Source organism: Sinorhizobium terangae (assembly GCF_029714365.1).
GTDB lineage: Bacteria > Pseudomonadota > Alphaproteobacteria > Rhizobiales > Rhizobiaceae > Sinorhizobium > Sinorhizobium terangae.
The window spans coordinates 220,694-243,394 of the sequence record NZ_CP121660.1 but is presented as its reverse complement, the minus strand read 5'-3'; the positions used below and the strand labels follow the sequence as shown (position 1 = coordinate 243,394).

The window sequence follows — 22,701 nt, the reverse complement described above, 5'->3', positions numbered from 1 at the left end:
AATCAGCAGCCAGGCGACGCTCTGCCATCCGCAATTGCGTCATTTAGGATTTCCGCCTGGCGATGGCTTGCATGTCCTCCAGTTTAAGGTCATCGATCGCCGATAATGCCTCTTCGGCCGACCAGCCGGCGCGCAAGGCCGCCGCGACGAGCTTGGCCTCGGCTTCCTGCTCAAGGTGCAGATATAGCGGCTCCAATGCCTCGCGGGCGGTCACAACGTGCTCGTCAGGAGTGGCAACGGAGTGAGGCTGCAGTGACATCGCACTTCCTCCCTTGGTGGCTTATCGTCCCTACCATTGTCGCCGATAATGCAATTAATGCAACGCTTGGGCGGCGCTTCGCTTTCCTCGACCGCCGTGGAGTGTCGGTCCGTCAAAATGGAATAGGGCGCTCAACCCGTTGAGGGGAGCGCCCTATTCGACCCGGAGATGCTTACCGGCCAGACCATCCGTCGGCTCGAAAGCGCCTCGATACGGGCAGTGTGCGATAGATGGGTCTTGGACAGCAGGTTTCAAGGCCTGACCGACCAGATTGCTTCCCAGACCCACACGTCCTTGAAGGTCGAGACAGTCCCACTGGTGCCTCTTTCCCGGACCCGCGCTCGGGATCCGGTCGAAATCGAACGCAAAGGGGGTTCTGCATTGTCGTGTCGCCGCCAAGCACGTCAAGAAAGCGGCGGTGGAGATTGCTGCGGGAACGTATCGTCTTGGGCTGGGTCGTTGCCTGCACCCCATCGATCGTCAAACTCGCGCGATGCAGGCGTTGTATTATGTAATGCTCGGGAAAATGAGCGTCATATTACGCGCACAGGCGAATACAGCGCGCGCGATTTTTCAAAATATAGTTTTCACGTTTTATTTTATTCTTTAACATTCCGGAAATATGCGGAACCAATCCACTTGCATCACGTTCAATCTTTCACAGAAGAAGGAGGATTGATCATGAGTGCTAAAATTCTTCTGGTTCCTGCCCTTGCAGCCGGGCTTATGGCAACGCCTGCGATGGCAAATGACAACAATGACGCCGCCGTGACCGGCGCGGCCGGCGGCGCCGTGACCGGTGCGATTGTCGGAGGCCCGGTGGGCGCTGCTGTCGGCGGCGCGGTTGGTCTCATCGCCGGTGCCGTCATCTCGCCTCCGCCGCAACAGGTGGTCACGTACGTACAGCAACAGCCGATGCCGGCCGGTGTCGTTGTCCGCGAGCGTATTGCAGTCGGTCGGCCGCTTCCACGAACGGTTGCTCTGACGCCGATACCCGAGAACCCGACCTATGCCTACGCGGTCGTGAACAATCAGCGCGTCATCGTTGATCCAAGGACCTATACCGTAGTTCAGGTTATCCAGTAGGTCAGGTTATCCAATAGGTGACCGGAGCTCCCCGCTTTCAGCAGCGGGGAGCTCCTTTGTTTCCGTCTTTCCCGCACTGATCAAGTTCCGGCGTGCGCCGCTTTTCAACAGTCGATGCGAATACGGAAGCGGCTCATGAAGTCGCCCTCCCACCACATCGGGAAATTGGTGCCCCATTTATTGTTGTGGAGATTGAACGCGAACCCTGCCTCCGGCAACGAGTGCCAAGCCCTGTTCCATAGATGACTCCTTCCACCGGTCTTGCTGTGGTATCTTTGCTGCTTGCTTCCTCTCGGGGGGAAAGAAAATGGAAGCCCTTGTAGCATTGGCGCGAAACCGGGTTTTCACCGTTTTGTGCGGTTGCATGCTCTTGTCGTCTTCGGCGGCGGCTCAAGAGGCCGCCGATGTGGCGACCGGGGAGCGGCTCGCCGAATTGCTGAGGTCCGCCCGAAGCGTCCTTTCGAATTATCAGTCGCTCATCAATGATCCGGCCGTCGGCGACAAACATCTCGACGGCGAGCGCTTCACGGCAGAGGCGATTGCCCTTTATGCCAAACGCACCGGCCATCCTCTGATGTCCGATGGCCTGGCGGAGCGCGATCGCAAACTGCTGCAGGCGCAGGTCGAGGCCATGCGCGAGGTCGTCGACGAAGAGCAGAATGACATCAATCGCCCCGGCATCGGGTTCAAGGGCTTTGTGCCCGCCGTTTTCGCGCGCCTGATGAATGAGAAGTTTGCCGCAAAAGTGGGAAACGAGGCGCTGGTCCGCGTGACCGCGCCGGAAGTGCTCGTGCGTAACCGCAAGTCGCTTCCCGATGACTGGGAGACCCGGGTCATCAATGAAATCTTCTCGAATCCGCAGAAGCAGAAGGGCGAGGCCCATACGGAAGTGACGAAGGTAAACGGCCGCCCTGCCTTCCGCATGCTGCTGCCGGAATACTACACGGAGTCCTGTCTTTCCTGTCACGGTTCGCCCAAGGGCGAGATCGACGTCACCGGCTACCCGAAGGAAGGGGGCAAGGCGGGTGATCTGGGCGGTGCTATCAGCATCGTCTTGTTCAAATGAGCGCGTTGGGGCAGCAGCGGTCGATCGAGGCTGCCCCGGCGCCGGCCAGGAGCCTCGCCAGCCGGCTTGCCAATCTGCCAATTTCCGCCCGCGTGGCGGCGCTAACCGCCGCCGGCCTGATAAGTCTGATCCTCTCTTCGGTCTTTCTCACCCAGGCGCTCTACCGCAGCGCCGAGCGGATGGCGGAGACCAGGGAACTGTTCGATCGCGCCGATTCGGCGGCTGCGGCGCATGTCGCCTTCGGAGACCTCAGATACTGGCTGACCGATCTCTCCGTCAGTCTGCTGATGAATTCAGAACGCAACGCCGACGAGGCCCGCAAACGCCTGCAGGTTCAACTGGAGCGTCTTGCAGAGCATTCGCCCGACGCGGTCAGGAAGATCCGCACCGAGGTCGATGCCTATGTCGAGACGGCGCTCCAGGCAACCGACAGCTATACTCAGGACAACCGCATCGTCGGTAACGCCTTCCTGGCAAAGGCGCGCACTCACAGCGGCAACGTCGACGCGGACCTCAACAGGCTCGTCGAGCAGGTAAGAGCCGATGCGGATGCCGCCCGCAACGAGGTCGTCGCGCAAACACAGAAAACCGCAACGGCGGCCGCCATCCTTGTCGGCGTCGTGGTTCTGGTCGGCTCGCTCCTTACTCTTCTTGTCCTGCGCTCGATCGTCGGCCCGCTCCGGCGCCTCAGTCGTGTGGTCGGCGAGCTGACGGAAGGACGCTATGACGTCGAGATCCCGCAGGAGGGCGGCGAGGACTTTGGAGCGATGGCGAAGACGCTCTCGCTTTTCCGAGAAAGCGCGATCGAGAAGAGAAAGCTCGAGGACGAGGCCGAGCGGCAGCGGCGGACGATCTCCGCGGCGCTCGAAGTGATTTCCGACGGATTCGTCCTCTACGATCCGGATGATCGGATCCTGATCGCCAACAGCAAATATTGCGAAATCTTCCCCAGCCACAGGCCGTCGACGCTTCGTGGCAAGAGCTTCCGCGAAATCGTGGAGCAGAACCTGGAAAGGGGGCAAGTCGACCTCGAAGGCAAAACGCGGGAGGAGTGGATCGAGGAACGGCTGCGCCTTCACAGGGATCCCGCAGGCCTGGTCGACGAGAGGCGGTTCGGCGACAAGTGGGTCCGGATCAGCAAGCGCAAGATCCCTGATGGCGGTACCGTCGCGGTCTATACCGACATCACCGAACTCAAGCAGAGGCAAGTCGAGCTCGAGCGTGCAAAGAGCCATGCGGAATCGGCAAACGAGGCCAAGAGCCGTTTTCTCGCCTCGATGAGCCACGAGTTGCGCACGCCGCTGAACGCGATCATCGGCTACAGCGAAATGCTGATCGAAGAGGCCCGCGACCACGAAGACAACGAGCTTGTCCCGGATCTCGAGAAAATAGCGTCCGCCGGCCGGCATCTTCTCACGCTCATCAACGACATCCTCGACCTTTCGAAGATCGAGGCGAACAAGATGGAGGTTTTTCTCGAGACTTTCGACGTCGCCGAACTGCTCCGCGACGTGGCCGCCACCGTCGCACCGCTGATGGCGCGGAACCGGAACGAATTCGTCGAGGACCTTGGAGCCGATCTTGGGCAGATGCACTCCGACCAGACCAAGCTGCGCCAGAATCTTTTCAACCTGCTCAGCAATGCGGCCAAGTTCACCAATGGCGGCCGCGTCACGCTCTCGGTCCGGCGCGAGGGACGCGCCGACGGCGATTGGCTTCTGTTCAAGGTATCCGATACCGGGATCGGCATGACGCCGGAGCAGCGGGAACGGCTCTTCAACGCCTTCACCCAGGCGGACGCTTCCACCACCCGGAACTACGGCGGCACGGGACTGGGCCTGAGCATCACCCGCAGCTTCAGCCACATGATCGGCGGCGCCGTCACCGTCGAAAGCGAAGTCGGCAAAGGCTCGGTCTTCACGATGGAAGTACCCGCGCAGTGCAGGCGAGAAGCCGAGGAGCCTCAAGTCGCCGTGCCGGCGCCGGCTTTGCAGCCAGGTCGCACCGCTCTCATCATTGACGACGAACCGGCTGCCCGAACGCTGATCGCCAGGGCACTCGCCGACGCGGGACTCGCCTCGATCGAGGCTGCAAGCGGGGCGGAAGGAATAGCCGCCGCTCGAAAGCATCGGCCAGCCGCGATCATCCTCGACATCATCATGCCCCATCAGGACGGCTGGTCGGTGTTGCGCACGCTGAAGAGCGATCCCGAACTCTGCACGATCCCCGTTATCCTGGCGACGATCCTGGCGGATCGCGAACTCGGCCTCTCGCTCGGCGCCGTCGAATACCTGACCAAGCCCATCGACACCGACAAGCTGATCCGGACGATAGAGGCTCACGGCGGCGGCAACCGCGACGTACTGGTCATCGACGACGATCAGGCGTCACGCGACTTTCTCCGCCGCATTCTGGTGAAGAGGAACTGGACCGTCCACGAGGCGGGTGACGGTGTTCGCGGGCTGGAAATGATGAAGCGGCTCCTGCCGCGCCTCGTCCTGCTGGATCTTCTGATGCCGGAGATGGACGGATTCCAAACCCTGAGTGAGATGCAGAGGATCCCGGAGCTGCAGAACATCCCGGTGGTGGTGGTCACGTCGAAGGACCTCTCTTCGAACGAGTTGATATGGCTGCGCGATCGAGCGGTCGCGGTCGTAAACAAGGGCGCAAACAGCAGGTCCCAATTGGTCAAGGCGCTCGAGCGCCAGATCGCAATGCAGGAAACTGTCGGCAAGGCCGTTGCCGAGGGCTGAAAAGCATGACCGGAGGAAACCGAAATGACGAGAATCCTTCTGGTGGAAGACAATGAAATGAACCGAGACATGCTTTCGCGACGATTGTCTCGTCGCGGCTTCGACGTGCTGATCGCCGAGAATGGCAAGGCCGGTGTCGAGCTTGCCGCATCGGAAAGGCCCGACCTCATACTCATGGACATGAGCCTACCCGTGATGGACGGATGGGAGGCGACGCGACGGATCAAGGCCAATCCGGCGACGTCTGGAATACCGGTCATCGCGCTCACTGCGCACGCAATGGCGAGCGATCGGGAGATGGCGCTCGAGGCTGGCTGCGACGACTATGACAGCAAGCCGGTCGATCTGCCGCAGCTCGTCCGGAAGATCGAGCAGTTGCTCGCGACCTAGGCTCAGGACACCTGCAGGATGAGTATCGGCAACGAATTCCAGCACCAGGCGATCGCCGCACATGTGGCCCAGCGGTTGGCCGGCCCCGCTCGCGCCATCTTGGGTTTTCAGGAGCTGCTTGTCGAGCAGGCGCGGGATCTCAGCTTGCCCGACATGCAGCCCGATCTGGAGCGGATCGGCACCGCCGCCAGGCAACTGAACGGTCTCATCGATCACCTCCTCGACGGCACGGCCTGCTCTGAGGAAGTCCCGTTGACGGAGGCGGAGGCGAGGCTCCGCCATGACCTGCGCACACCGCTCAATGCCATCATCGGCTATTCGGAAATGCTCCTTGAAGACGCAAGGGATGTGCACGAGCATCCGCTAACGGAGGATCTCGGCGTCATACTGGCGGCGGCGGCCGAGCTTTTGAAGCAGGTCGACGCCATTGCGGGCCTTTCGCGCGGGCACGCCATCGAGATGCTCCAGTCGGCGGAGCAAAGCGGAATCGACGCGGCGGGGCTTGAACGGCTCCTGTTCACGACCGAGCGCGAGGCCTGGACGGATCAGGGCGGCAGAATTCTCGTCGTCGACGACGTCGCCAGCAATCGTGACCTTCTGTCCCGACGGCTGCGGCGCGAAGGTCATCGCGTCGTCACCGCCGAATCCGGACTGTCGGCGCTTGCGAGGCTGGCGGAGGACGAGTTCGATCTTATTCTGCTCGATATCCTGATGCCCGACATGAACGGCATAGAAATGCTCTCGCGACTGAAGTCGGAGGACCGATGGCGGCACGTCCCGGTGATCATGATATCAGGCTTGAGCGAAGTGGCGGCGGTGGCGAAATGCATCGAAGCGGGAGCCGACGACTATCTGACAAAGCCGTTCAACCCGGTCCTGCTGCGCGCACGCATCAACTCCACGCTCGAGAAGAAACGCTGGCTCGACCGCGAGCACCACTATCTTGAGCAGATAGAAGCGGAGAAGCGACGTGGCGATACGCTCATTCACGCGATCCTGCCCGACCAGATCGTCAGCCGATTGCAGGATGGCGAAGAGATCATCGCCGACCGCTTCGAAGAGGTTTCCATTCTTTTTGCAGACATCGTCGGCTTCTCCGCCATCGCGACAAGGCTGCCACCGTCCGATCTCGTCAGCCGGCTGGACGGGATGTTCAGCCGGTTCGACCTCCTGACGGAACAGCACCGGGTGGAGAAGATCAAGACAATCGGCGATGCCTATATGGCCGCTTGCGGGATACCGGAACCCGCAGCGGATCACGCCGACAGGATCGTGGCTCTCGCGAAATCCATGCTTCAATCGTTGCGGGACATGCCTCCCGAACGCGATCGATTTCGCGTTCGGATCGGAATCCATTCCGGACCGGTTGTGGCGGGGCTGATCGGCCGGCTTCGTTTTGTCTACGACGTGTGGGGAGAAACCGTAAACATTGCAAGCCGCCTCGAGTCGCAGGGCGTTGCCGATGGCATACAGATCTCCGAGGCGACCAGGCGCTCGCTTCGAGGCCAATGGACGCTCGAGCCGCGCTGCGCCTTGGATCTGCGCGGCATCGGCACGATCGAAACCTACCTTGTGCAATAGGCTCCTGTGATCCGGCCGATGCATTTCATCTCGATGTTCGGTACCGCATTACAGCGCCGTGCGTCCTTTAGGACGCACAAAGGACGCTGTAATGCTTTGAGTCTATGCATCGTGCTTTCTGAAAATCGGGTCCGATTTTCGGGCCGATGCGCTAGCGACCGTCAAGCTCGAACACGTGATGATGGATGTGCCCTTCGAACATCTCGAGCAGGCCCTTCGTCAATTCGCGGCTTTCGTAGCGCACAGGTGATTCAAGCGCCCGCGCCAGCGCCTCGCGGTCGTCATAGGCGGTGGAAAGAACCATCGCGAACGGCGTCGCCCCTTCGTCGCGCTCCACGGCATGGAGAACCCGGACTTCCCGGACGCCCGGAAAGGCCTGCCAAAGCGGCATCAGCTTCTCTGCGATATAGGCGCGGAATGCTTCTTCCCGACCGGGATGGATCACGCCCTCGAACAGGGCCTGTCGAATGATCATGCTGTCTTCTCCACTTCAGTTGGCGACGTTCGGCGATTTCTGGCCGGCGAAATGGGCGGCGAGATTGGCGAGCACGAGTCTCCCCATGGCCAGCCGCGTCTCGACCGTCGCACTGCCCTGATGCGGCATGAGCACGGTATTCGGCGTCGAATGGAATTCACTGCGGATCTTCGGCTCGTTGACGAAGACGTCGAGCCCCGCACCCGCGATCGTTCCGGACCTCAGCGCCTCGATCAAGGCGTCCTCGTCGACCACGCTGCCGCGCGCGACATTGACCACGATGCCCTGCGGGCCAAGTGCTTCAAGCACGGAGGCGTCGACGATGTTCTTTGTTGCCGCACTCGCCGCCACGCAGACGGCGAGCACGTCGCTGTCGCGGGCGAGATCGGCTGGGCTTTCATGGGCCACCCACTCGACGTCGGTCAGCCTGGACCGGTTCCAGTAACGCACCGACATGCCGAAGGCCTCGGCGCGAAGCGCCAATGCACGCCCGATCTGACCGAGACCGAGAACGCCAATCCGCTTGCCCTTCGGGCTATGGCCGAGCGGCAATTGTTCGCCCGATGCCCAGCGGCCTTCCCGCACCAGCCTGTCGCCGTCGCCGAGCCGGCGCAGGACCGCAAGCATGAGCGCGATACCGAGATCCGCGACATCGTCCGTGAGCACGCCCGGTGTCGTCGTCACATCGATGTCGCGGCTGCGCGCATAAGCAAGATCCACCTTGTCCGTGCCGACCCCGTTGATCGCGATGATCCCGAGTGAGGGAAGCTTCTCAATCCAGTCATTGGAAAGGCCCGTGCCGCCGCCGGTCGCAACCGCGCGGATCGACCGGAGTGCCGCTTCGAGCGCCGGCCGGTCGGCGGCCTCGTAGAGCCTGTGAACCGTGTAGTCCCGGTGAAGCTCCTCCATGATGGGCGGCATCATTGGCTCTACGAGCAACAGATCTGGTTTCACGTCTAAACTCCAATTGCTGAGATGTCGCTCAAAACTGAGCGGCGTTTTGGGACGATGACATGTGTGGAAACAAAGACTTGAGGCGCGCCGAAGTTCGCTTGAAGGCGGCGCGCTTCAGTTGCGCCGACGATCAGGAAATCTGGCCGAGGAAGAATCGTGTGCGCTCGTGTTGCGGGGCACTGAAGAAAGTATCGGGCGTCGCCACTTCCAGGATCTCGCCGCGGTCCATGAAGACGACACGGTCGGCGACGCTTCGCGCGAAGCCCATCTCGTGAGTCACGCACAGCATGGTCATGCCTTCATTCGCGAGATCGACCATGGTGTCGAGGACCTCCTTGACCATTTCCGGATCGAGCGCCGAGGTCGGCTCGTCGAAAAGCATGATCTTCGGATTCATGCACAGCGCACGCGCGATCGCCACGCGCTGCTGCTGTCCGCCCGAAAGCTGCGCAGGATATTTCGCCGCCTGCTCGGGGATACGCACGCGCCGAAGAAACTTCATGGCGGTCTCCTCGGCCTCGGCTTTCGTGATGCCGCGCACTTTCATCGGCGCGAGCGTGCAGTTCTCAAGCACCGTCATGTGGGGGAACAGGTTGAACTGTTGGAAGACCATGCCGGTCTCCTGACGGATCAGGTCGACATTCTTTCCACCGGCGGTCAGGTCGTGACCGTCGACGACGATCTTGCCCGAATGAATGGTCTCGAGCTGGTTGATGCAGCGGATCATCGTCGACTTGCCGGAGCCCGAAGGCCCGCAAATAACGATCCGTTCACCCCGACCAACGGTCAGGTTGACGTTCTTCAGGGCATGAAAGGACCCATACCACTTGTTGACGTCCTCCATGCGCACGGCCGGATCAGAAGCCCCGCGCGACCCGGGGGCGGAGGCGATTTCGCTTACCATGTTCATCGCGAGGGGCTCCCGTTTTTTTATTTCGCTTTGGTCACGAATTCCGGCAGGGGAGAACCAAGCCATTTTTCGTGGATGGCATTGAGCTGTCCGTCAGCCTTGACCTTGTCGAGGAAGGTGTTGACGAAGGTGAGCATCTCGCTCGATCCCTTGCGGACGGCGATGCCCTGAACCTGCTGGTTCAGTACAAGCTTCTGGTTGAACCGCCCGGGAGCGGCCGCCTCGATCTGCTGGGCGACGACGTTGGACACGCCGATCAGTTCGACCTGGCCGGAAAGCAAGGCCTGCACCGCACTGGCGTCGTCGTCAAAACGCTGGATGTTGGCGTCCTGCGGGGCGATCCTGGTGACCGCCGTGTCCTGCGTGCTGGCGCGCGCCACGCCGATCGTCTTGCCGGCCAGATCTTCCGGTTTTGCGACAGCCAGATCCTGGGCACCGAACACGCCGATCGAGATGCCGGCGTAAGGCTGGGAGAAGTCGACGTTCTTGGCGCGCTCTTCGGTGATGCCCAGCGAAGCGACGAGCAGGTCAACCTGGTTGCTTTGCAGATAGGGGATGCGGTTCGGGCCCGTCACGGGCACGATCGTCACCTCGACGCCGAGCTCCTTGGCAAGCAATTTGGCGACATCGGCGTCATAGCCATCTGGGTTGTTGCTCGCGTCCATGATTCCGAATGGCGGAAAATCGACCAGCATCCCGACCTTGACCGTTCCGGCCGACTTGATCGCCTCCACCGTCTGCGCGGCGGCGGGGGACACGAAACCGGCAAGAAGTGCAGCGCCAAGAACTGACATTGCCATGCGTCTCGAAATATTCATTCTTCCTTCCCTTTCACATACCGGCCTCCCGCCGGCGGGGGCCCGTCAACGTGCCGTTGCGCGGGAAAAACGGGTTTCCATTCGGCGTGCGACCAGCGACAGCGGCCAGCACAAGAGGAAATAGATAGTGGCCACCGTCCCGAAGACGAGGAATGGGCTGAACGTCGCATTGTTAATGATCTGCCCTTGCCGGGTCAGTTCGGTGAAGCCGATGATCGAGGCGAGCGACGTGCCCTTGATCAGCTGGACCATGAAGCCGACCGTCGGCGCGACTGCGATGCGGACCGCCTGGGGCAGGATCACGTGGCGCATGGAATGGTAATAGCGCAGGCCAAGCGCCGTCGCGGCCTCGCGCTGCCCCTTCGGCACGGCCTCGATGCAGCCGCGCCAGATTTCGCCGAGAAAGGCGCTGGCGTGGAGCGCAAGCGCAACAGCCGCAGCAATCCACGGGTTGATCGCAAAGCCGAAGATATTCATGCCAAAGTACACCAGGAAAAGCTGCATCAGCAGCGGCGTACCCTGGAAGAGGCGGATGAACCCGGTGGCGAGGCGACGGAAAGCCCGCACTTCGGACACGCGCATCAACGCCATCAACAGTCCGCCGATGCTGCCGCCGGCAAAGGCGATTGCCGAAAGCGCGATCGTCCATTGCGCCGCCACAACAATGATGAGGAACTCGTTCCAGCCGAAGACTCTGATCATGGCGGTGCTCCTAGCGGCTGAGCGGATATTTGAAGGCCATTTTCTCGATCGCGTAAAACAGCGCGGAGAAGCCGACCGACAAAGCGAGATAGATCAGGGTGACCGTGATATAGACCTCGAAACTCGCAAAGGTCGCGGATTGGAGGTCGTTTCCGGCTGCAGCCAGGTCGTCCGCCGAGATCACGGACACGACGCTGGTATTCAGCATCAGGTAGATGAACTGGCTGGTAAGCGCAGGGTAGACGGTGCGCAGTGCCGGCTTCATGATGATGTAGCGAAAGATCTGCGCCCTCGACAGTCCGAGAGCCCACCCCGCCTCCACCTGGCCCTTGTGGATCGATTCGATGCCGGCGCGAATGATCTCCGTGCCATAGGCACCGAAATTGACAACAAGCGCCAGGAGCGCCGCGCTGTTCGGAGACAGCCTCAGGCCAAGCGATGGCATGCCGAAGTAGATGAAGAAGATCTGCACGAGGAAGGGCGTGTTGCGGATGATCTCAATGTAGCCATCGATCACGGTGCGGACGATCTTCGGCCCGGACGTCTTTCCCCAGGCGCAAATGATGGAGACGACAAGGCCGATCAGCATGGCGGCGCATGACAGGCGAACGGTCAGCCAGGCGCCGACCAGCAACTGGTCGAAGGACGCCAGCACGGGCGTGAAATTGAACTCGTACATGCAGGGACCTCCTCCCAAGACATCGAGACGGGACGTCGCGCCTCCTCGCGTCCTCGTTACTTAGATCGATCTAAAATGTTTGCCAGCAGGCGTCAACCACAAATGAGCATCAATTTTCACATGGGACGGCCGCAGGACTCCCGAACGTGCAGGGCGGTGTCGTTTACCACGCGGCGCGGCGGCAAGTCGGGATTGGCGATACGTTCGAGGAGAAGCCGCGCGGCCATCTCGCCGATCGTCACCGGCCCGGTCGAGACCGACGTGAGTTTTGGCCGGATGGCTTCTTCATCCGCCACATCGTCGAAGCCGATCAGGGAGAGATCGCGACCGATCGTCAAACCGCAGTCGTGAAGTCCTGCGGAGAGCCCGAGAGCAACAAGATGATTGAAGCAGATCACCGCTGTGGGCCGCGTCGCCTGATCGAACAGAAGATGCGTTGCGCTGGCGATTTCTCCGAGCTGCGCCGGAAAGTGGATCAGGATTCCGGGATCGAGCGCCTTTGACAGCATGGCCTCGCGGAATCCATCGACGCGCTCCTGATAGGCCGATTGGACCGGGCCATGGGCGGCAAAGGCGATCTTCTCATGGCCGAGCGAAGCGAGATAGTCCACCGCCTGGCGCATCCCGGCGGCATAATCGGCTCCGACATAGTCCATGTCGAAGGAGATATGGCGCAACACCTGCACGACCGGCATGCCCCAATCCGCTATCTCTTCGGACAGGGCTGGCGGCGTGTCTGCGGCGGGGCAGAGAATGACCCCGTCCACACCGTGTTCCCGCATCCGTTGGAGGAGCGTTGCCTGCCGCTCGACCTTGTCCCCGCTGTTGGCGAGGAGAACCACCTTGCCGGTCTCCCCGATGACCTCCTCGATACCCGACAGAAGCTCCGCAAAGAAGGGATTGGTGAGATTTGGGACGATGGCGCCGATGATCTGGCTGCGTTCGACGCGCAGGCGGGCCGCGCCGATATTGTAAACGTAGCCGAGATCTCGCATTGCCTGCTCGACGCGGCTGCGCGTCTCGCTGCCGACCAGCGGGCTCTTGCGAAGAACTAGGGACGCGGTCGCGCGGGAGACGTTTGCATGTCGCGCGACATCGAGAAGCGTAACGCGGCTCTTTTTTCGTTCGTCAAAGGACATTGAATACCAACGGGAAAAGAATGGTGGTGGGGGAACTATAGTCAACAACGAGTGTCGGGCAAACGCTGCCGAGTCTCTGGCGCCGTCACCCGAAGGCCTCGTTCTGTTAGAGCATCCCGCTTAAACTTCTTAGAATCGATCACGTTCATGATCTTGGGCCGACCCAGAATCACCGTGATCTAATGCAGACTACCCACACCCAGCAGCCGTTCGACGGTCACATGATCCTGCGAAAGCTCCACCGGCGTCCCGGTCCAGGCGATCCGTCCCCGCTCCAGCACGATGACATGGTCGGCGAAATCCAGCGCACTCTGTATGCGCTGTTCGACGAGCACTATCGTCATGTCGCCGGTTCTGGCAAGCTCGGCAAAGACCTTCATGAGCTCTTCGCAGATGACCGGTGCCAGGCCTTCGAGCGGCTCATCCAGCAGCAACACTGATGGCCGTCCGAGGATCGAGCGCGCGGTCGACAGCATCTGTTGCTCTCCGCCGGAGAGTTGCGAGCCGAGATTCCTGCGCCGCTCATGGAGGCGCGGAAACATGTCATAGGCTTCCTGGAGTGCACTCTTCGGTCGGCCCTTGAGCCCAACGAAGAGGTTTTCCTCGACGGTCAGGGTTGGAAAGACGCAGCGCGCCTGCGGCACGAAGCCGAGACCACTCAGAGCCCGCGACGCGCTCGGCAGCGCCGTGACATCGGTTTCGCCGATGCGGATGCGCCCTTCGTAGCGCCGCGTCTGGCCGGCGAGCGTCGCAAGCAGCGTCGTCTTCCCCATGCCGTTGCGCCCGAGTACGGCGAGACGCGCGCCGGCCGGCACCAAAAAAGAAATGCCTTCAAGCACCCGCGTCGGTCCGTAGCCCGCGGAAAGGTTCTCGACCTCAAGCGGCGTGGCCGGCATTGGCATAACTCCCGAGATAGGCTTCGCGTACCCGCGGATCCTTGGTCACGCCCGACGGCGAACCGTCGAAGATGATCGTGCCGTTGGCCAGCACGATCACCCGCTTGGCGAAGCGGAAAACAAGGTCCATGTCATGCTCGATCATCAGTACGGCAAGGTCGGCCGGAAGGTCGGCCAGCGCCTGTTCGATACGGCCCGTGTCGCTTTGCGGCACGCCGGCGGCCGGTTCGTCGAGGAGCAGCACCCGCGGTCTTAGCGCCAGTGCCACGGCGATCTCCAAAAGCCGCTGCTGGCCATAGGCGATCTCGCTGACATGCCGGTGCATCTGGTCGCGCAGCCCGAGCTTGCCGATAAGATCGTCGACTTCCGTCATGACCTCGGGCATTGCGAGGTAATTCCCGAAAAAACGCCCTGCCCGGCCGTCGCGCTGCAGGACTGCAAGCGCCACGTGTTCCGCCGGAGTCATGTCCTGGAAGAGACGCGTGACCTGGAACGATCGCACGAGACCCCTCCGAACGCGTCCGATGGCATCCACTCGGGTGATATCTTCGCCGCCGATCCGGACCTCGCCGGAATCGGGCTTCAGGTTCCCGGTGACCAGGTTGACGAAGGTCGTCTTTCCCGCGCCGTTCGGGCCGATCAATGCCACACGATCGCCCGGCGCCATGGCAAGGCTGACATCGTTGGTGACGGCGAGGCCGCCGAACGATCGCTTCAGATTCCGAACCTCGAAGATGGCACTCATCGGCGCGCCTCCCTCCAACGGATCGCCACGGCGGCGATCGTGCCGTAGAGACCTTTGGGCGCAAAGAGCACGACGGCGATCAGCAGAGCACCGACCATCGTCAGCCAATGGAAGGGATTGGCCGCCGAAACGATATCCTCGAAGAACATGAACACGATCGTGCCGGTAAGTGCGCCAAAGAGCGAACCCGTGCCGCCGAGCACCAGCATGACCAGGCTCTCGGCTGAGAGCGTGAAGGAGAGGCTGTCGAGGCCGACCACCTGCGTCGAGATGGCGTTGAGCGCACCGCCGGCCCCGGCCACCGCACCGGAAATCATGTACATCTTGACCAAGGTGACCTTCGGCGAAGCGCCCATCGCACGAACGCGGACTTGATCCTCCTTGATGCCGCGGCAGAGCATGCCGAAGGGCGAGCGCACGACAAGGCGCAAGAGCGTGAACACGACCGCAAGCAGGACGATGCCGAAGACGTAAGCCGTGCGGCCCCAAAGGTCGAACGCGAAAAGCCCGAGCAGCGGATCGGGCGCGATGCCAGCGAGCCCATCGCTGCCGCCCGTCCAGGCCGAGGCCTTGTTGGCGAACTCGTGAAACAGATGGATGAGCGCGATCGACAATACGAGCTGCGGGAGACCGTGGGCCCTCAGGATCACCACGCCGCAAAGAAGCCCCGCAACAATGCCGCCGAGAATGCCGCAGGCGAGCATGAGCAGCGGATCCGTGATGCCGAAATGGACGGCGGCGATGCCGGCCGCATAGGCGCCGGTTCCGAACAGGGCCGCATGGCCGAGCGTCGCCACCCCGCAATAGCCCGTCACGAGGTCGAGGGATAGCACCAGGAGCGCGATCGCCGTCATGCGCGTCAGCAGCGCCAGATTGTTTGGAAACAAAAGGTAGCCGACGATGGCGAGTGCGAGGATCACGGCAAGGCCGGCGAGGTCGCGGCCGAGTTTTCGCCGGTTGCCGCGTGCAGCTGCCAGTGCGTCGTCCATCGTCGCCATGGTCACGATCTCGCCCTCCCGGCAAGGCCGCGCGGGAAGACGCAGACAATTGCGATGACGGCGAGATAGAAGAAGAACTCGCCGAATTCCGGCACGAGGTAGCGGCCCGCCGTATCGATGCCGCCCAGCAGAAGGCATGCAACAAGGGCGCCCGGTATCGAGCCCGCGCCGCCGACGGAAACGACGACCAGGAAGGTCACCATGTAGCGCAGCGCGTAGTAGGGTTCGACGGGGAGCAGTTCGGCGCCCACCACACCGCCCAGGGCAGCGAGACCGACGGCAACAGCAAAGCTCACCGCGTAGACGATTTTGGTACGCACCCCGAGGGCTGCCGCCATCGCCGCGTTGTCGACGGCCGCCCTGAGCTTCACGCCGAAAGCGGTTTTTTCGATCGCGTACCAGAGGGCGGCTGCGACGGCGAGCCCGCAAAGGATCGCGAACAGGCGGTGGGTGGCGATCGAGCGGAAGCCGAGATCGACGGACCCCCGGAGCTCCGTCGGCAAGGGGATCGTCTTCAGCGTCGGGCCAAAGACATAGTTGGCGATGCCGATGATGCAGAAGGTGATCCCGATCGTCATCAAGACCTGCGTCAATTCCGGTGCCCCGTAGATACGGCGATAAAGCAGCCGCTCGATCGGGATGGCGATGAGGATCGTGCCAAAGACCGCGATCATCAGGGCGATCCCATAGCCGAGCCCCATGTCGCGTGCCACATAGGAGGCGATGTAGCCGCCGATCATTGCGAAGGCGCCATGAGCGAGATTGACCACCCGCATGAGCCCCATAGTGACGGAAAGACCGATCGAGATCACGAACAGCACCATGCCGTAAGCGAGCGCGTCGACCGCTATGCTGAAGACGGTTTGCATGTGCCCATCCCGTTTCCCGATGATGCGGGGTCGAGCCGCCGCCCCGCATCCAAGTCGCTGGCCGTTGCTATTTCAGCGCCGCAAGGCCGGGATCGGCCTGCTTCTCGAAAGTCTGGATCTCCTTGTTGTAGTAGGATCCGTCCTCGGCCTTGGCGACCTCGCGCAGATAGATGTTCTGGGTGATGTGGCGCGATTCCGGGTCGATCGAAACAGGCCCGCGTGGGCTCGTCCACGAAAGCCCCTTGACCGCATCGACCGCCTTTTGCGCGTCCTGCTCGCCGCCGGTCGCCTCGATCATCTTGTAAATGACATGCATGCCGTCGTAGGCGCCTACGGCAGGGAAGGAAAGTTCAGCGGGATTGCCGATCGCCTTGCCGGCGGCCTCGACGAACGCCTTGTTTTCGGGAGAGTCGTGCGAGACGGCATAGTGGAACGTCGTCTGAAGTCCGAGCGCAGCTTCACCCAGCGCCGGAAGGTCGGACTCCTGCGTCAGGTCGCCCGGCGCAAAGAGCTTGATGCCCGCATCCTTGAGCCCGTTTTCGTTATAGGCCTTGACGAAGCCGAGCGTCGTCGGGCCGGACGGCAGGAAGGCGAAGACGCCCTGGGCGCCCGAATCCTTGACGCGCTGCATGATCGGCGAGAAATCGTTGGTGGCGAGCGGCATGCGGATCGCCTCGACGATCTCGCCGCCCGCCGCTTCGTACGCCTTCTTGAAGGCGTTCTCGGCATCGACGCCCGGGCCGTAATCGCTGACGACCGATATCACCTTCGAGACACCTGCATCCTTCGCGACCTTGGCGATCGGCGTCGAGGTCTGCCAGAGCGTGAACGAGGTGCGCACGACCAGCGGGCTCTTGGTGACGATCGCCGAGGTCGCGGCATTCATGATCACCAGCGGCACATTCCCCTGCTCGAGTAACGGCGTCACCGCCATCGCGTCGGGGGTGAAATAGAAGCCGGCGAGATACTGTACGCCCTCCTTGACGACGAGCTCCTGCGCCAACGCCTTGGACTGGGCCGGATCCGCCTGCGGCACGTCCCGGTAGATGACCTCGACGTCGTCGTCGCCGACCTTGCTGCCGTTCAGCGCCATATAGGCGTCGATGCCCGCCTTGAAATTCTTGCCCTGCAGCGCAAACGGGCCTGAAAAAGGTCCAATTACGCCAATCTTGATCGTGTCCGCTTCGGCTGCCCCGCTCATTGCCAATGCCGCCAGCGCGGCGAGAATGATCCGTTTCATTTTTCCTCCCTGCGACAGCCGGCTCACTCCGTCCGGCATCGTCTATTTATTAGTGTTCAGCCCCATCTTATTTGTGTTCAGCCCCATCCCGTCAGTCTGTCATGTCCAACCGCGATAAATAATGAAATGTCCGCGCTCGTTCCATAACTGCTGGGTTATGTTACCGCGACGAATGTTGAGCCTAGGTTCTCCCTGCCAAGATAACGCGTCGACGCTCAAAACACATGCTCCGCCACTGTCGAGGGCGGCGACGTGGCCATGTCGTAGTCGTCATCAAAACGGCAGGCCCACATAATTTTCCGCGAGCGCGGTGGCAGCCGCCCGCGAATGGGTGAGATAGTCGAGCTCGGCCTCCTGGATCTTCTGGTCGAAGTCGCTGGTGTCCGGGAAACGGTGCATCATCGTCGTCATCCACCAGGAAAAACGGACCGCCTTCCAGACGCGCGAAAGCGCTCGCGCCGAATAGGCATCCAGGCCGGCATTGGAGCGATCCTCGTAATGCTCAAGCAGGCCCTCGTAGAGATAATGCACGTCGCTTGCGGCGAGGTTCAGCCCCTTGGCGCCGGTCGGCGGCACGATATGGGCTGCATCTCCGACAAGAAACAACCGGTGAAAGCGCATCGGCTCAGCGACGAAGGATCGAAGCGGTGCGATCGATTTCTCGAAGGACGGTCCAGTCACCACCCGTTCGGCATGGTGAGCCGGCAGGCGGCGGCGCAGCTCGTCCCAGAAGCGCTGGTCGTCCCACTCCTCGAGCTTTTCGTCGCGCGAGCACTGGATGTAGTAGCGGCTGCGACTCATCGATCGCATCGAACAGAGGGCGAAACCGCGCGGATGGTTGGCGTAGACCAGTTCGGGGCTGACCGGCGGCACGTCGGCGAGGATGCCGAGCCAGCCGAACGGGTAGACCTTCTCGAAGGTGCGGATCGCCTTTTCCGGCACTGCCCTGCGGCTCACCCCGTGCGACCCGTCGCAGCCGGCAATGAAATCGCACTCAATGCGGTGCGTGCTGCCACCCTTCTCGTAGGTGACATAGGGCGCATCGCCGTCGAAATCATGCGGCGTAACGTTCACCGCCTCGTAAACCGTCGATGCACCGGTTGTTTCCCGACAGCCCATCAGATCGCGGGTGAGTTCCGTCTGACCGTAGATCAGCACGCGCTTGCCGTCGGTCAAGCCGAAAAGATCGATGCGATGATCGCGGCCGTCGAAGGCGAGCGAGACCCCATCATGCGGGAGCCCTTCGGCATACATACGCGCGCCGGACCGGGCCTCGTCCATGAGCCGCACGGTACCCTCCTCCAGCACCCCGGCGCGAACCCGGCCAAGGATATGATCCTTGCTGGCGCGGTCGAGGATAACGTTATCGATCCCGGCATGAGTCAGCAACTGCCCGAGCAGGAGACCGGACGGTCCCGAACCGATAATGACGACCTGCGTTCGCATGGACCTCCTCCCGTTGAGCACGTCGTTCGCGCGTTCGAACTTTTGGCCGCCCGCGAACCGGCTGCCCGACGTTGGCCCCGCACAAGAATTGTCTTTTGTCAGGAAGTTTGCGCGCCGCCCCGGCCTGTCTCAATGGACATTTCAGCCAAGAAATTGCACTTATCGAACATTGGCATTGGGTGAAAAAGATGAAGCGGGCGATCCCGACATATGAACTTTACGGTGAGGAGTCTGGAGAACGTCCGGATTTCTGGCTGCATTGCGAGACGATCCCTTCACGCAGCAGCCTGCACCATTGGGAAATCGGCCTTCACCGCCATGAGAGCTTTTTTCAGATCCTGTACATCGCCGGAGGGTCGGGCGACGCCGTATTCGGCCAGACGTCGCAGGCGATCTCTCCGCCGGCCGTGATCACCATTCCGCCCACGGTCAGCCATGGCTTCCGCTTTTCCCGTGACATCGACGGTTTCGTCTTCACGATCCTCGCATCGCACCTGCCGGCCGTCCCGGGCGGCCGCAGCAGACTGGGTACATGGCTGGCAAAACCTTGCCTGACGCCGCTCGGCGAAAGCGAGGACGGCCGCTACGTCGCCGAGACCTTGCAGCGCCTGGCGGAGGAATGGCAGGCGCGGCGCAGCCACCGCACGGGCCTGCTGGACGCCTATCTCTCGACGGTGCTGACGCTGACGGCGCGGCTCGCAGAAGCACCGCGCCAGGACGCAACTGTCGCGGAAAGCGAGAACGAGCGCCGGATGGAGCGCTTCGACGCGCTGCTTCGCCAGCACGTTCTTTCGCATCGACCGGCCGCGTTCTACGCGCGAGAACTCGGCCTGTCGCAGACGCATTTGAACCGCGTGGTCCGGTCGATGACGGGGCAGAGCGTGCACGAGGTCATCGCCGAAAGGCTCTTGAACGCGGCGCGGCGCGAGCTCGTCTTCACGCGTGCGAGCGTCCAGGAAATAAGCTTCCGCCTCGGCTTTTCAGACGCGGCCTATTTCTCACGCTTCTTCGTCCGTCACGTCGGGACCACACCGCGGGCCTGGCGCATGGCCGAGCGGCAAAAGCTTGGCGTGTGACGGTGCGCGCTGTCTCGTCGGGGGCGGTTGAACAGGCCGCCTAAGAAGCCTGCATTTCCTCGATGGAATCCACCCGATCCGGATAGAAGGCCATGTGGTCCTTGATTTCGCGCACCGCCGCATGCGGGTCTTCATAGGTCCAGATGGCGTTCTTCGAGCGGTCGCCGCCTGGTGTGATGCTGTAATAGGAAGCATCGCCCTTGTAGGGGCAATGTGTCGAGTGCTCGGTGCGTGCAAGCAGCGACATGTCGACGTCCTCGCGGGGAATATACTGCACTGGCGGATAGGACGCCTCGCGCAGGGTCAGTGCATCGCGCGTATCGGCAACAACGCGGCCGTCGAGCTTGACGACAACGCGCGCCGGATTGTGGTCGATGGTGATCGGATGATCGGGCCCGGGAATTTTGATCGGCTTGTCTAACATCAGCGAACGCCTCCGGATTTGATCCTTCTTACATAGGGTCAGGCCTCCCGCTTCCCAAGGGCGGCAACTCCGATCGGGCTGCACGCGACCGGACGTCGAAAAAACAGGGTTGACGCAGCGGCGATATCGGTGACTATTTGCATCCATTCACCAGGGGGGTCCCGGCAAGGGGCTGAGATACTGCTAAAGCGCGCAGTGACCCGTTGAACCTGATCCAGTTCATACTGGCGTAGGGACGGTGCGGACGTGCGAAGGCCAGGATTCCGTGTTCCCGTGATCCATCGGCGCAGCGTCTTTTCATCCTTCCGGCTTCAGAACTGGGTCTCCAACGCGAAAACTTTGGAGCCTCAAGATGAATGTTTTCAAGCCTCTCGCAGCGCCCTCGGTCACGCAGGGCCCTCTTCCGGCCTCGCAGAAAGTCTACAAGCCCGGCGAGATCCATCCCGATATCCGCGTGCCGATGCGCGAGATCGCCCTGCATCCGACCTCTGGCGAGCCGCCGGTCACCGTCTATGATTCCTCCGGCCCCTATACGGCCGAGGGCGCGGACATTCGCATCGAGGCCGGCCTGCCGCCACTTCGCCGCGACTGGATCCTTGGGCGCGCTGACGTCGAGGCCTATCAGGGCCGCAGCGTCAAGGCGGAGGACAACGGCTTTGCGACCGGCGAAAAACTGACGCCCGAATTTCCCGTTCGCCACCAACCGCTGCGTGCCAAGGGCGGGCAGGCCGTCACCCAGCTCGCCTATGCCCGTGCCGGCATTATCACGCCGGAAATGGAATTCATCGCCATCCGCGAAAATCTCGGCCGCAAGGCGGCAAAGGAGGCGCTTCAGCGCGATGGCGAAAGCTTCGGCGCATCGGTTCCCGATTTCGTCACCCCGGAATTCGTCCGCCGGGAAGTCGCCGCCGGCCGGGCGATCATTCCGGCCAACATCAACCATCCGGAATCGGAACCGATGATCATCGGCCGCAATTTCCTGGTCAAGATCAACGCCAATATCGGCAATTCCGCCGTCACCTCGTCGATGGCCGAAGAAGCCGAGAAGATGGTCTGGGCGACGCGCTGGGGCGCCGACACGGTCATGGACCTTTCGACCGGCCGCAACATCCACAACATCCGCGAATGGATCATCCGCAATTCGCCAGTGCCGATCGGCACGGTGCCGCTCTATCAGGCGCTGGAGAAGGTGAACGGCATCGCCGAGGACCTCACCTGGGAGGTCTATCGCGACACGCTGATCGAGCAGGCCGAGCAGGGTGTCGACTATTTCACCATTCATGCGGGCGTGCGGCTGCACTACATCCCGCTGACCGTCAACCGCGTTACCGGCATCGTCTCGCGCGGCGGTTCGATCATGGCGAAATGGTGCCTGCATCATCATCGCGAGAGCTTCCTCTATGAGCACTTCGAGGAGATCTGCGACATCTGCCGCGCCTATGACGTCTCCTTCTCGCTCGGCGACGGCCTCAGACCCGGCTCGATCGCCGACGCCAACGACGCCGCGCAGTTTGCGGAACTGGAAACTCTCGGGGAACTCACGAAAATCGCCTGGGCGAAAGATTGCCAAGTGATGATCGAAGGCCCCGGCCACGTGCCGATGCACAAGATCAAGGAGAACATGGACAAGCAGCTTGAAGTCTGCGGCGAAGCACCCTTCTACACGCTCGGGCCGCTGACGACCGATATCGCTCCCGGCTACGACCACATCACCTCAGGCATCGGCGCGGCGATGATCGGCTGGTTCGGCACGGCCATGCTCTGCTACGTGACGCCGAAGGAGCATCTGGGGCTGCCCGACCGCGATGACGTCAAGACGGGCGTCATCACCTACAAGATCGCGGCCCACGCCGCCGATCTCGCCAAGGGACATCCGGCCGCCCGCATCCGCGACGACGCGCTGTCGCGCGCCCGCTTCGAGTTCCGCTGGGAGGACCAGTTCAACCTCTCGCTCGATCCGGAAACCGCCCGCAATTTCCACGACGAGACGTTGCCGAAGGAAGCGCACAAGGTCGCCCATTTCTGCTCCATGTGCGGCCCGAAATTCTGTTCGATGCGGATCTCCCACGACATCCGTGCCGAAGCACAGAAGGAGGGGCTCGCGGCCATGGCCGAGAAGTATCGCGAGGGCGGCGACCTCTACATGCCGGTCGATGAGGCGGAGCGGCTGGCCAAGCGGACACCGGCCGAATGAC

General features: G+C 62.0%; 22 protein-coding genes and 1 riboswitch. Of the genes, 7 read left to right on the top strand and 15 right to left on the bottom strand.

From position 1 onward, the window contains the following. Window positions 1–43 precede the first annotated feature (43 nt). Entirely contained in the window at window positions 44–259 is a 216-nt protein-coding gene (locus QA637_RS19860; protein ID WP_153440023.1) for a hypothetical protein, read from the bottom strand. Window positions 260–940: 681 nt separating this feature from the next. Here QA637_RS19860 and QA637_RS19855 point away from each other — a divergent pair. The 5 genes from QA637_RS19855 to QA637_RS19835 all read left to right on the top strand — a co-directional run bounded on the left by QA637_RS19855 (window position 941) and on the right by QA637_RS19835 (window position 7,135). Next, window positions 941–1,345 (top strand): DUF1236 domain-containing protein, encoded by a 405-nt coding sequence (locus tag QA637_RS19855; protein ID WP_153440024.1) that lies wholly within the window; start codon window positions 941–943, stop codon window positions 1,343–1,345. Window positions 1,346–1,652: 307 nt separating this feature from the next. After that, entirely contained in the window at window positions 1,653–2,411 is a 759-nt protein-coding gene (locus QA637_RS19850) for a Tll0287-like domain-containing protein (RefSeq protein ID WP_283066422.1), read from the top strand. Continuing rightward, window positions 2,408–5,164 (top strand): response regulator, encoded by a 2,757-nt coding sequence (locus QA637_RS19845; protein ID WP_153440026.1) that lies wholly within the window; start codon window positions 2,408–2,410, stop codon window positions 5,162–5,164. Before QA637_RS19850 ends, QA637_RS19845 begins: the two co-directional genes overlap by 4 nt. A gap of 24 nt (window positions 5,165–5,188) precedes the next feature. Further along, complete coding sequence (locus QA637_RS19840; RefSeq protein WP_153440027.1) at window positions 5,189–5,554, top strand: response regulator; 366 nt, start codon at window positions 5,189–5,191, stop codon at window positions 5,552–5,554. An 18-nt stretch (window positions 5,555–5,572) separates the two neighbouring features. Then, window positions 5,573–7,135, top strand: a complete 1,563-nt coding sequence (locus QA637_RS19835) for an adenylate/guanylate cyclase domain-containing protein (protein WP_283066420.1) — start codon at window positions 5,573–5,575, stop codon at window positions 7,133–7,135. Between the two features lie 151 nt (window positions 7,136–7,286). Here QA637_RS19835 and QA637_RS19830 read toward each other — a convergent pair whose 3' ends face one another. The 13 genes from QA637_RS19830 to pobA form a co-directional block, all read right to left on the bottom strand. After that, the gene (locus QA637_RS19830; RefSeq protein WP_283066418.1) at window positions 7,287–7,610 is read right to left on the bottom strand and encodes an EthD family reductase; all 324 of its coding nucleotides are present in this window, start codon (window positions 7,608–7,610) and stop codon (window positions 7,287–7,289) included. Between the two features lie 15 nt (window positions 7,611–7,625). Continuing rightward, window positions 7,626–8,534 carry a 2-hydroxyacid dehydrogenase gene (locus tag QA637_RS19825; protein ID WP_153441765.1) on the bottom strand — a complete coding sequence of 303 codons (909 nt, stop codon included), beginning with the start codon at window positions 8,532–8,534 and terminating at the stop codon, window positions 7,626–7,628. Window positions 8,535–8,694: 160 nt separating this feature from the next. Next, window positions 8,695–9,474: an amino acid ABC transporter ATP-binding protein gene (locus tag QA637_RS19820; RefSeq protein WP_283066415.1), complete on the bottom strand. Its 780-nt coding sequence runs from the start codon at window positions 9,472–9,474 to the stop codon at window positions 8,695–8,697. A 20-nt stretch (window positions 9,475–9,494) separates the two neighbouring features. Beyond that, window positions 9,495–10,292 carry a transporter substrate-binding domain-containing protein gene (locus tag QA637_RS19815; protein WP_283066414.1) on the bottom strand — a complete coding sequence of 266 codons (798 nt, stop codon included), beginning with the start codon at window positions 10,290–10,292 and terminating at the stop codon, window positions 9,495–9,497. A gap of 45 nt (window positions 10,293–10,337) precedes the next feature. Continuing rightward, window positions 10,338–10,994 (bottom strand): amino acid ABC transporter permease, encoded by a 657-nt coding sequence (locus tag QA637_RS19810; RefSeq protein ID WP_153441755.1) that lies wholly within the window; start codon window positions 10,992–10,994, stop codon window positions 10,338–10,340. 10 nt (window positions 10,995–11,004) lie between these two features. After that, on the bottom strand, window positions 11,005–11,673 hold the full coding sequence (locus tag QA637_RS19805) for an amino acid ABC transporter permease (RefSeq protein WP_283066412.1): 669 nt from the start codon (window positions 11,671–11,673) through the stop codon (window positions 11,005–11,007). Window positions 11,674–11,789: 116 nt separating this feature from the next. Next, window positions 11,790–12,812 carry a LacI family DNA-binding transcriptional regulator gene (locus QA637_RS19800; RefSeq protein ID WP_283066411.1) on the bottom strand — a complete coding sequence of 341 codons (1,023 nt, stop codon included), beginning with the start codon at window positions 12,810–12,812 and terminating at the stop codon, window positions 11,790–11,792. A gap of 179 nt (window positions 12,813–12,991) precedes the next feature. After that, window positions 12,992–13,708 carry an ABC transporter ATP-binding protein gene (locus QA637_RS19795; RefSeq protein ID WP_283066409.1) on the bottom strand — a complete coding sequence of 239 codons (717 nt, stop codon included), beginning with the start codon at window positions 13,706–13,708 and terminating at the stop codon, window positions 12,992–12,994. After that, entirely contained in the window at window positions 13,689–14,453 is a 765-nt protein-coding gene (locus QA637_RS19790; RefSeq protein WP_283066407.1) for an ABC transporter ATP-binding protein, read from the bottom strand. Before QA637_RS19790 ends, QA637_RS19795 begins: the two co-directional genes overlap by 20 nt. Beyond that, on the bottom strand, window positions 14,450–15,451 hold the full coding sequence (locus tag QA637_RS19785) for a branched-chain amino acid ABC transporter permease (RefSeq protein ID WP_283067274.1): 1,002 nt from the start codon (window positions 15,449–15,451) through the stop codon (window positions 14,450–14,452). Before QA637_RS19785 ends, QA637_RS19790 begins: the two co-directional genes overlap by 4 nt. A gap of 2 nt (window positions 15,452–15,453) precedes the next feature. Continuing rightward, window positions 15,454–16,320 carry a branched-chain amino acid ABC transporter permease gene (locus tag QA637_RS19780; RefSeq protein WP_283066406.1) on the bottom strand — a complete coding sequence of 289 codons (867 nt, stop codon included), beginning with the start codon at window positions 16,318–16,320 and terminating at the stop codon, window positions 15,454–15,456. Window positions 16,321–16,387: 67 nt separating this feature from the next. Next, window positions 16,388–17,560 (bottom strand): ABC transporter substrate-binding protein, encoded by a 1,173-nt coding sequence (locus QA637_RS19775; protein WP_283066404.1) that lies wholly within the window; start codon window positions 17,558–17,560, stop codon window positions 16,388–16,390. A gap of 273 nt (window positions 17,561–17,833) precedes the next feature. Next, a complete protein-coding gene (gene pobA / locus QA637_RS19770) occupies window positions 17,834–19,006 on the bottom strand; it encodes a 4-hydroxybenzoate 3-monooxygenase (RefSeq protein ID WP_153441748.1) in 1,173 nt (390 codons plus the stop codon). Window positions 19,007–19,194: 188 nt separating this feature from the next. Here pobA and QA637_RS19765 point away from each other — a divergent pair, with 188 nt between their 5' ends. Beyond that, a complete protein-coding gene (locus tag QA637_RS19765) occupies window positions 19,195–20,082 on the top strand; it encodes a helix-turn-helix domain-containing protein (RefSeq protein ID WP_283066402.1) in 888 nt (295 codons plus the stop codon). Between the two features lie 40 nt (window positions 20,083–20,122). On the opposite strand, the gene QA637_RS19760 is transcribed toward QA637_RS19765, so the two are convergent. Continuing rightward, entirely contained in the window at window positions 20,123–20,506 is a 384-nt protein-coding gene (locus QA637_RS19760) for a DUF427 domain-containing protein (protein ID WP_153441746.1), read from the bottom strand. 142 nt (window positions 20,507–20,648) lie between these two features. Beyond that, window positions 20,649–20,760: riboswitch (TPP riboswitch) on the top strand. A gap of 98 nt (window positions 20,761–20,858) precedes the next feature. On the opposite strand from QA637_RS19760, the gene thiC reads away from it, so the two are divergent. Further along, window positions 20,859–22,700, top strand: coding sequence for a phosphomethylpyrimidine synthase ThiC (thiC, locus tag QA637_RS19755; RefSeq protein ID WP_283066401.1), 1,842 nt, complete (start codon window positions 20,859–20,861; stop codon window positions 22,698–22,700). Window position 22,701 lies beyond the last annotated feature (1 nt).

Excerpts from the sequence above, each read along its gene's own strand:
- QA637_RS19845 (WP_153440026.1), top strand. The coding sequence starts at position 2,408 with ATGAGCGCGTTGGGGCAGCAGCGGTCGATCGAGGCTGCCCCGGCGCCG.
- QA637_RS19830 (WP_283066418.1), bottom strand. The coding sequence starts at position 7,610 with ATGATCATTCGACAGGCCCTGTTCGAGGGCGTGATCCATCCCGGTCGG.
- QA637_RS19815 (WP_283066414.1), bottom strand. The coding sequence starts at position 10,292 with ATGAATATTTCGAGACGCATGGCAATGTCAGTTCTTGGCGCTGCACTT.
- QA637_RS19765 (WP_283066402.1), top strand. The coding sequence starts at position 19,195 with ATGAAGCGGGCGATCCCGACATATGAACTTTACGGTGAGGAGTCTGGA.
- QA637_RS19820 (WP_283066415.1), bottom strand. The coding sequence starts at position 9,474 with ATGAACATGGTAAGCGAAATCGCCTCCGCCCCCGGGTCGCGCGGGGCT.
- QA637_RS19795 (WP_283066409.1), bottom strand. The coding sequence starts at position 13,708 with ATGCCGGCCACGCCGCTTGAGGTCGAGAACCTTTCCGCGGGCTACGGA.
- QA637_RS19780 (WP_283066406.1), bottom strand. The coding sequence starts at position 16,320 with ATGCAAACCGTCTTCAGCATAGCGGTCGACGCGCTCGCTTACGGCATG.
- thiC (WP_283066401.1), top strand. The coding sequence starts at position 20,859 with ATGAATGTTTTCAAGCCTCTCGCAGCGCCCTCGGTCACGCAGGGCCCT.
- pobA (WP_153441748.1), bottom strand. The coding sequence starts at position 19,006 with ATGCGAACGCAGGTCGTCATTATCGGTTCGGGACCGTCCGGTCTCCTG.
- QA637_RS19800 (WP_283066411.1), bottom strand. The coding sequence starts at position 12,812 with ATGTCCTTTGACGAACGAAAAAAGAGCCGCGTTACGCTTCTCGATGTC.
- QA637_RS19805 (WP_283066412.1), bottom strand. The coding sequence starts at position 11,673 with ATGTACGAGTTCAATTTCACGCCCGTGCTGGCGTCCTTCGACCAGTTG.
- QA637_RS19850 (WP_283066422.1), top strand. The coding sequence starts at position 1,653 with ATGGAAGCCCTTGTAGCATTGGCGCGAAACCGGGTTTTCACCGTTTTG.
- QA637_RS19855 (WP_153440024.1), top strand. The coding sequence starts at position 941 with ATGAGTGCTAAAATTCTTCTGGTTCCTGCCCTTGCAGCCGGGCTTATG.
- QA637_RS19860 (WP_153440023.1), bottom strand. The coding sequence starts at position 259 with ATGTCACTGCAGCCTCACTCCGTTGCCACTCCTGACGAGCACGTTGTG.
- QA637_RS19835 (WP_283066420.1), top strand. The coding sequence starts at position 5,573 with ATGAGTATCGGCAACGAATTCCAGCACCAGGCGATCGCCGCACATGTG.
- QA637_RS19825 (WP_153441765.1), bottom strand. The coding sequence starts at position 8,534 with ATGATGCCGCCCATCATGGAGGAGCTTCACCGGGACTACACGGTTCAC.
- QA637_RS19840 (WP_153440027.1), top strand. The coding sequence starts at position 5,189 with ATGACGAGAATCCTTCTGGTGGAAGACAATGAAATGAACCGAGACATG.
- QA637_RS19790 (WP_283066407.1), bottom strand. The coding sequence starts at position 14,453 with ATGAGTGCCATCTTCGAGGTTCGGAATCTGAAGCGATCGTTCGGCGGC.
- QA637_RS19760 (WP_153441746.1), bottom strand. The coding sequence starts at position 20,506 with ATGTTAGACAAGCCGATCAAAATTCCCGGGCCCGATCATCCGATCACC.
- QA637_RS19810 (WP_153441755.1), bottom strand. The coding sequence starts at position 10,994 with ATGATCAGAGTCTTCGGCTGGAACGAGTTCCTCATCATTGTTGTGGCG.
- QA637_RS19775 (WP_283066404.1), bottom strand. The coding sequence starts at position 17,560 with ATGAAACGGATCATTCTCGCCGCGCTGGCGGCATTGGCAATGAGCGGG.
- QA637_RS19785 (WP_283067274.1), bottom strand. The coding sequence starts at position 15,451 with ATGGCGACGATGGACGACGCACTGGCAGCTGCACGCGGCAACCGGCGA.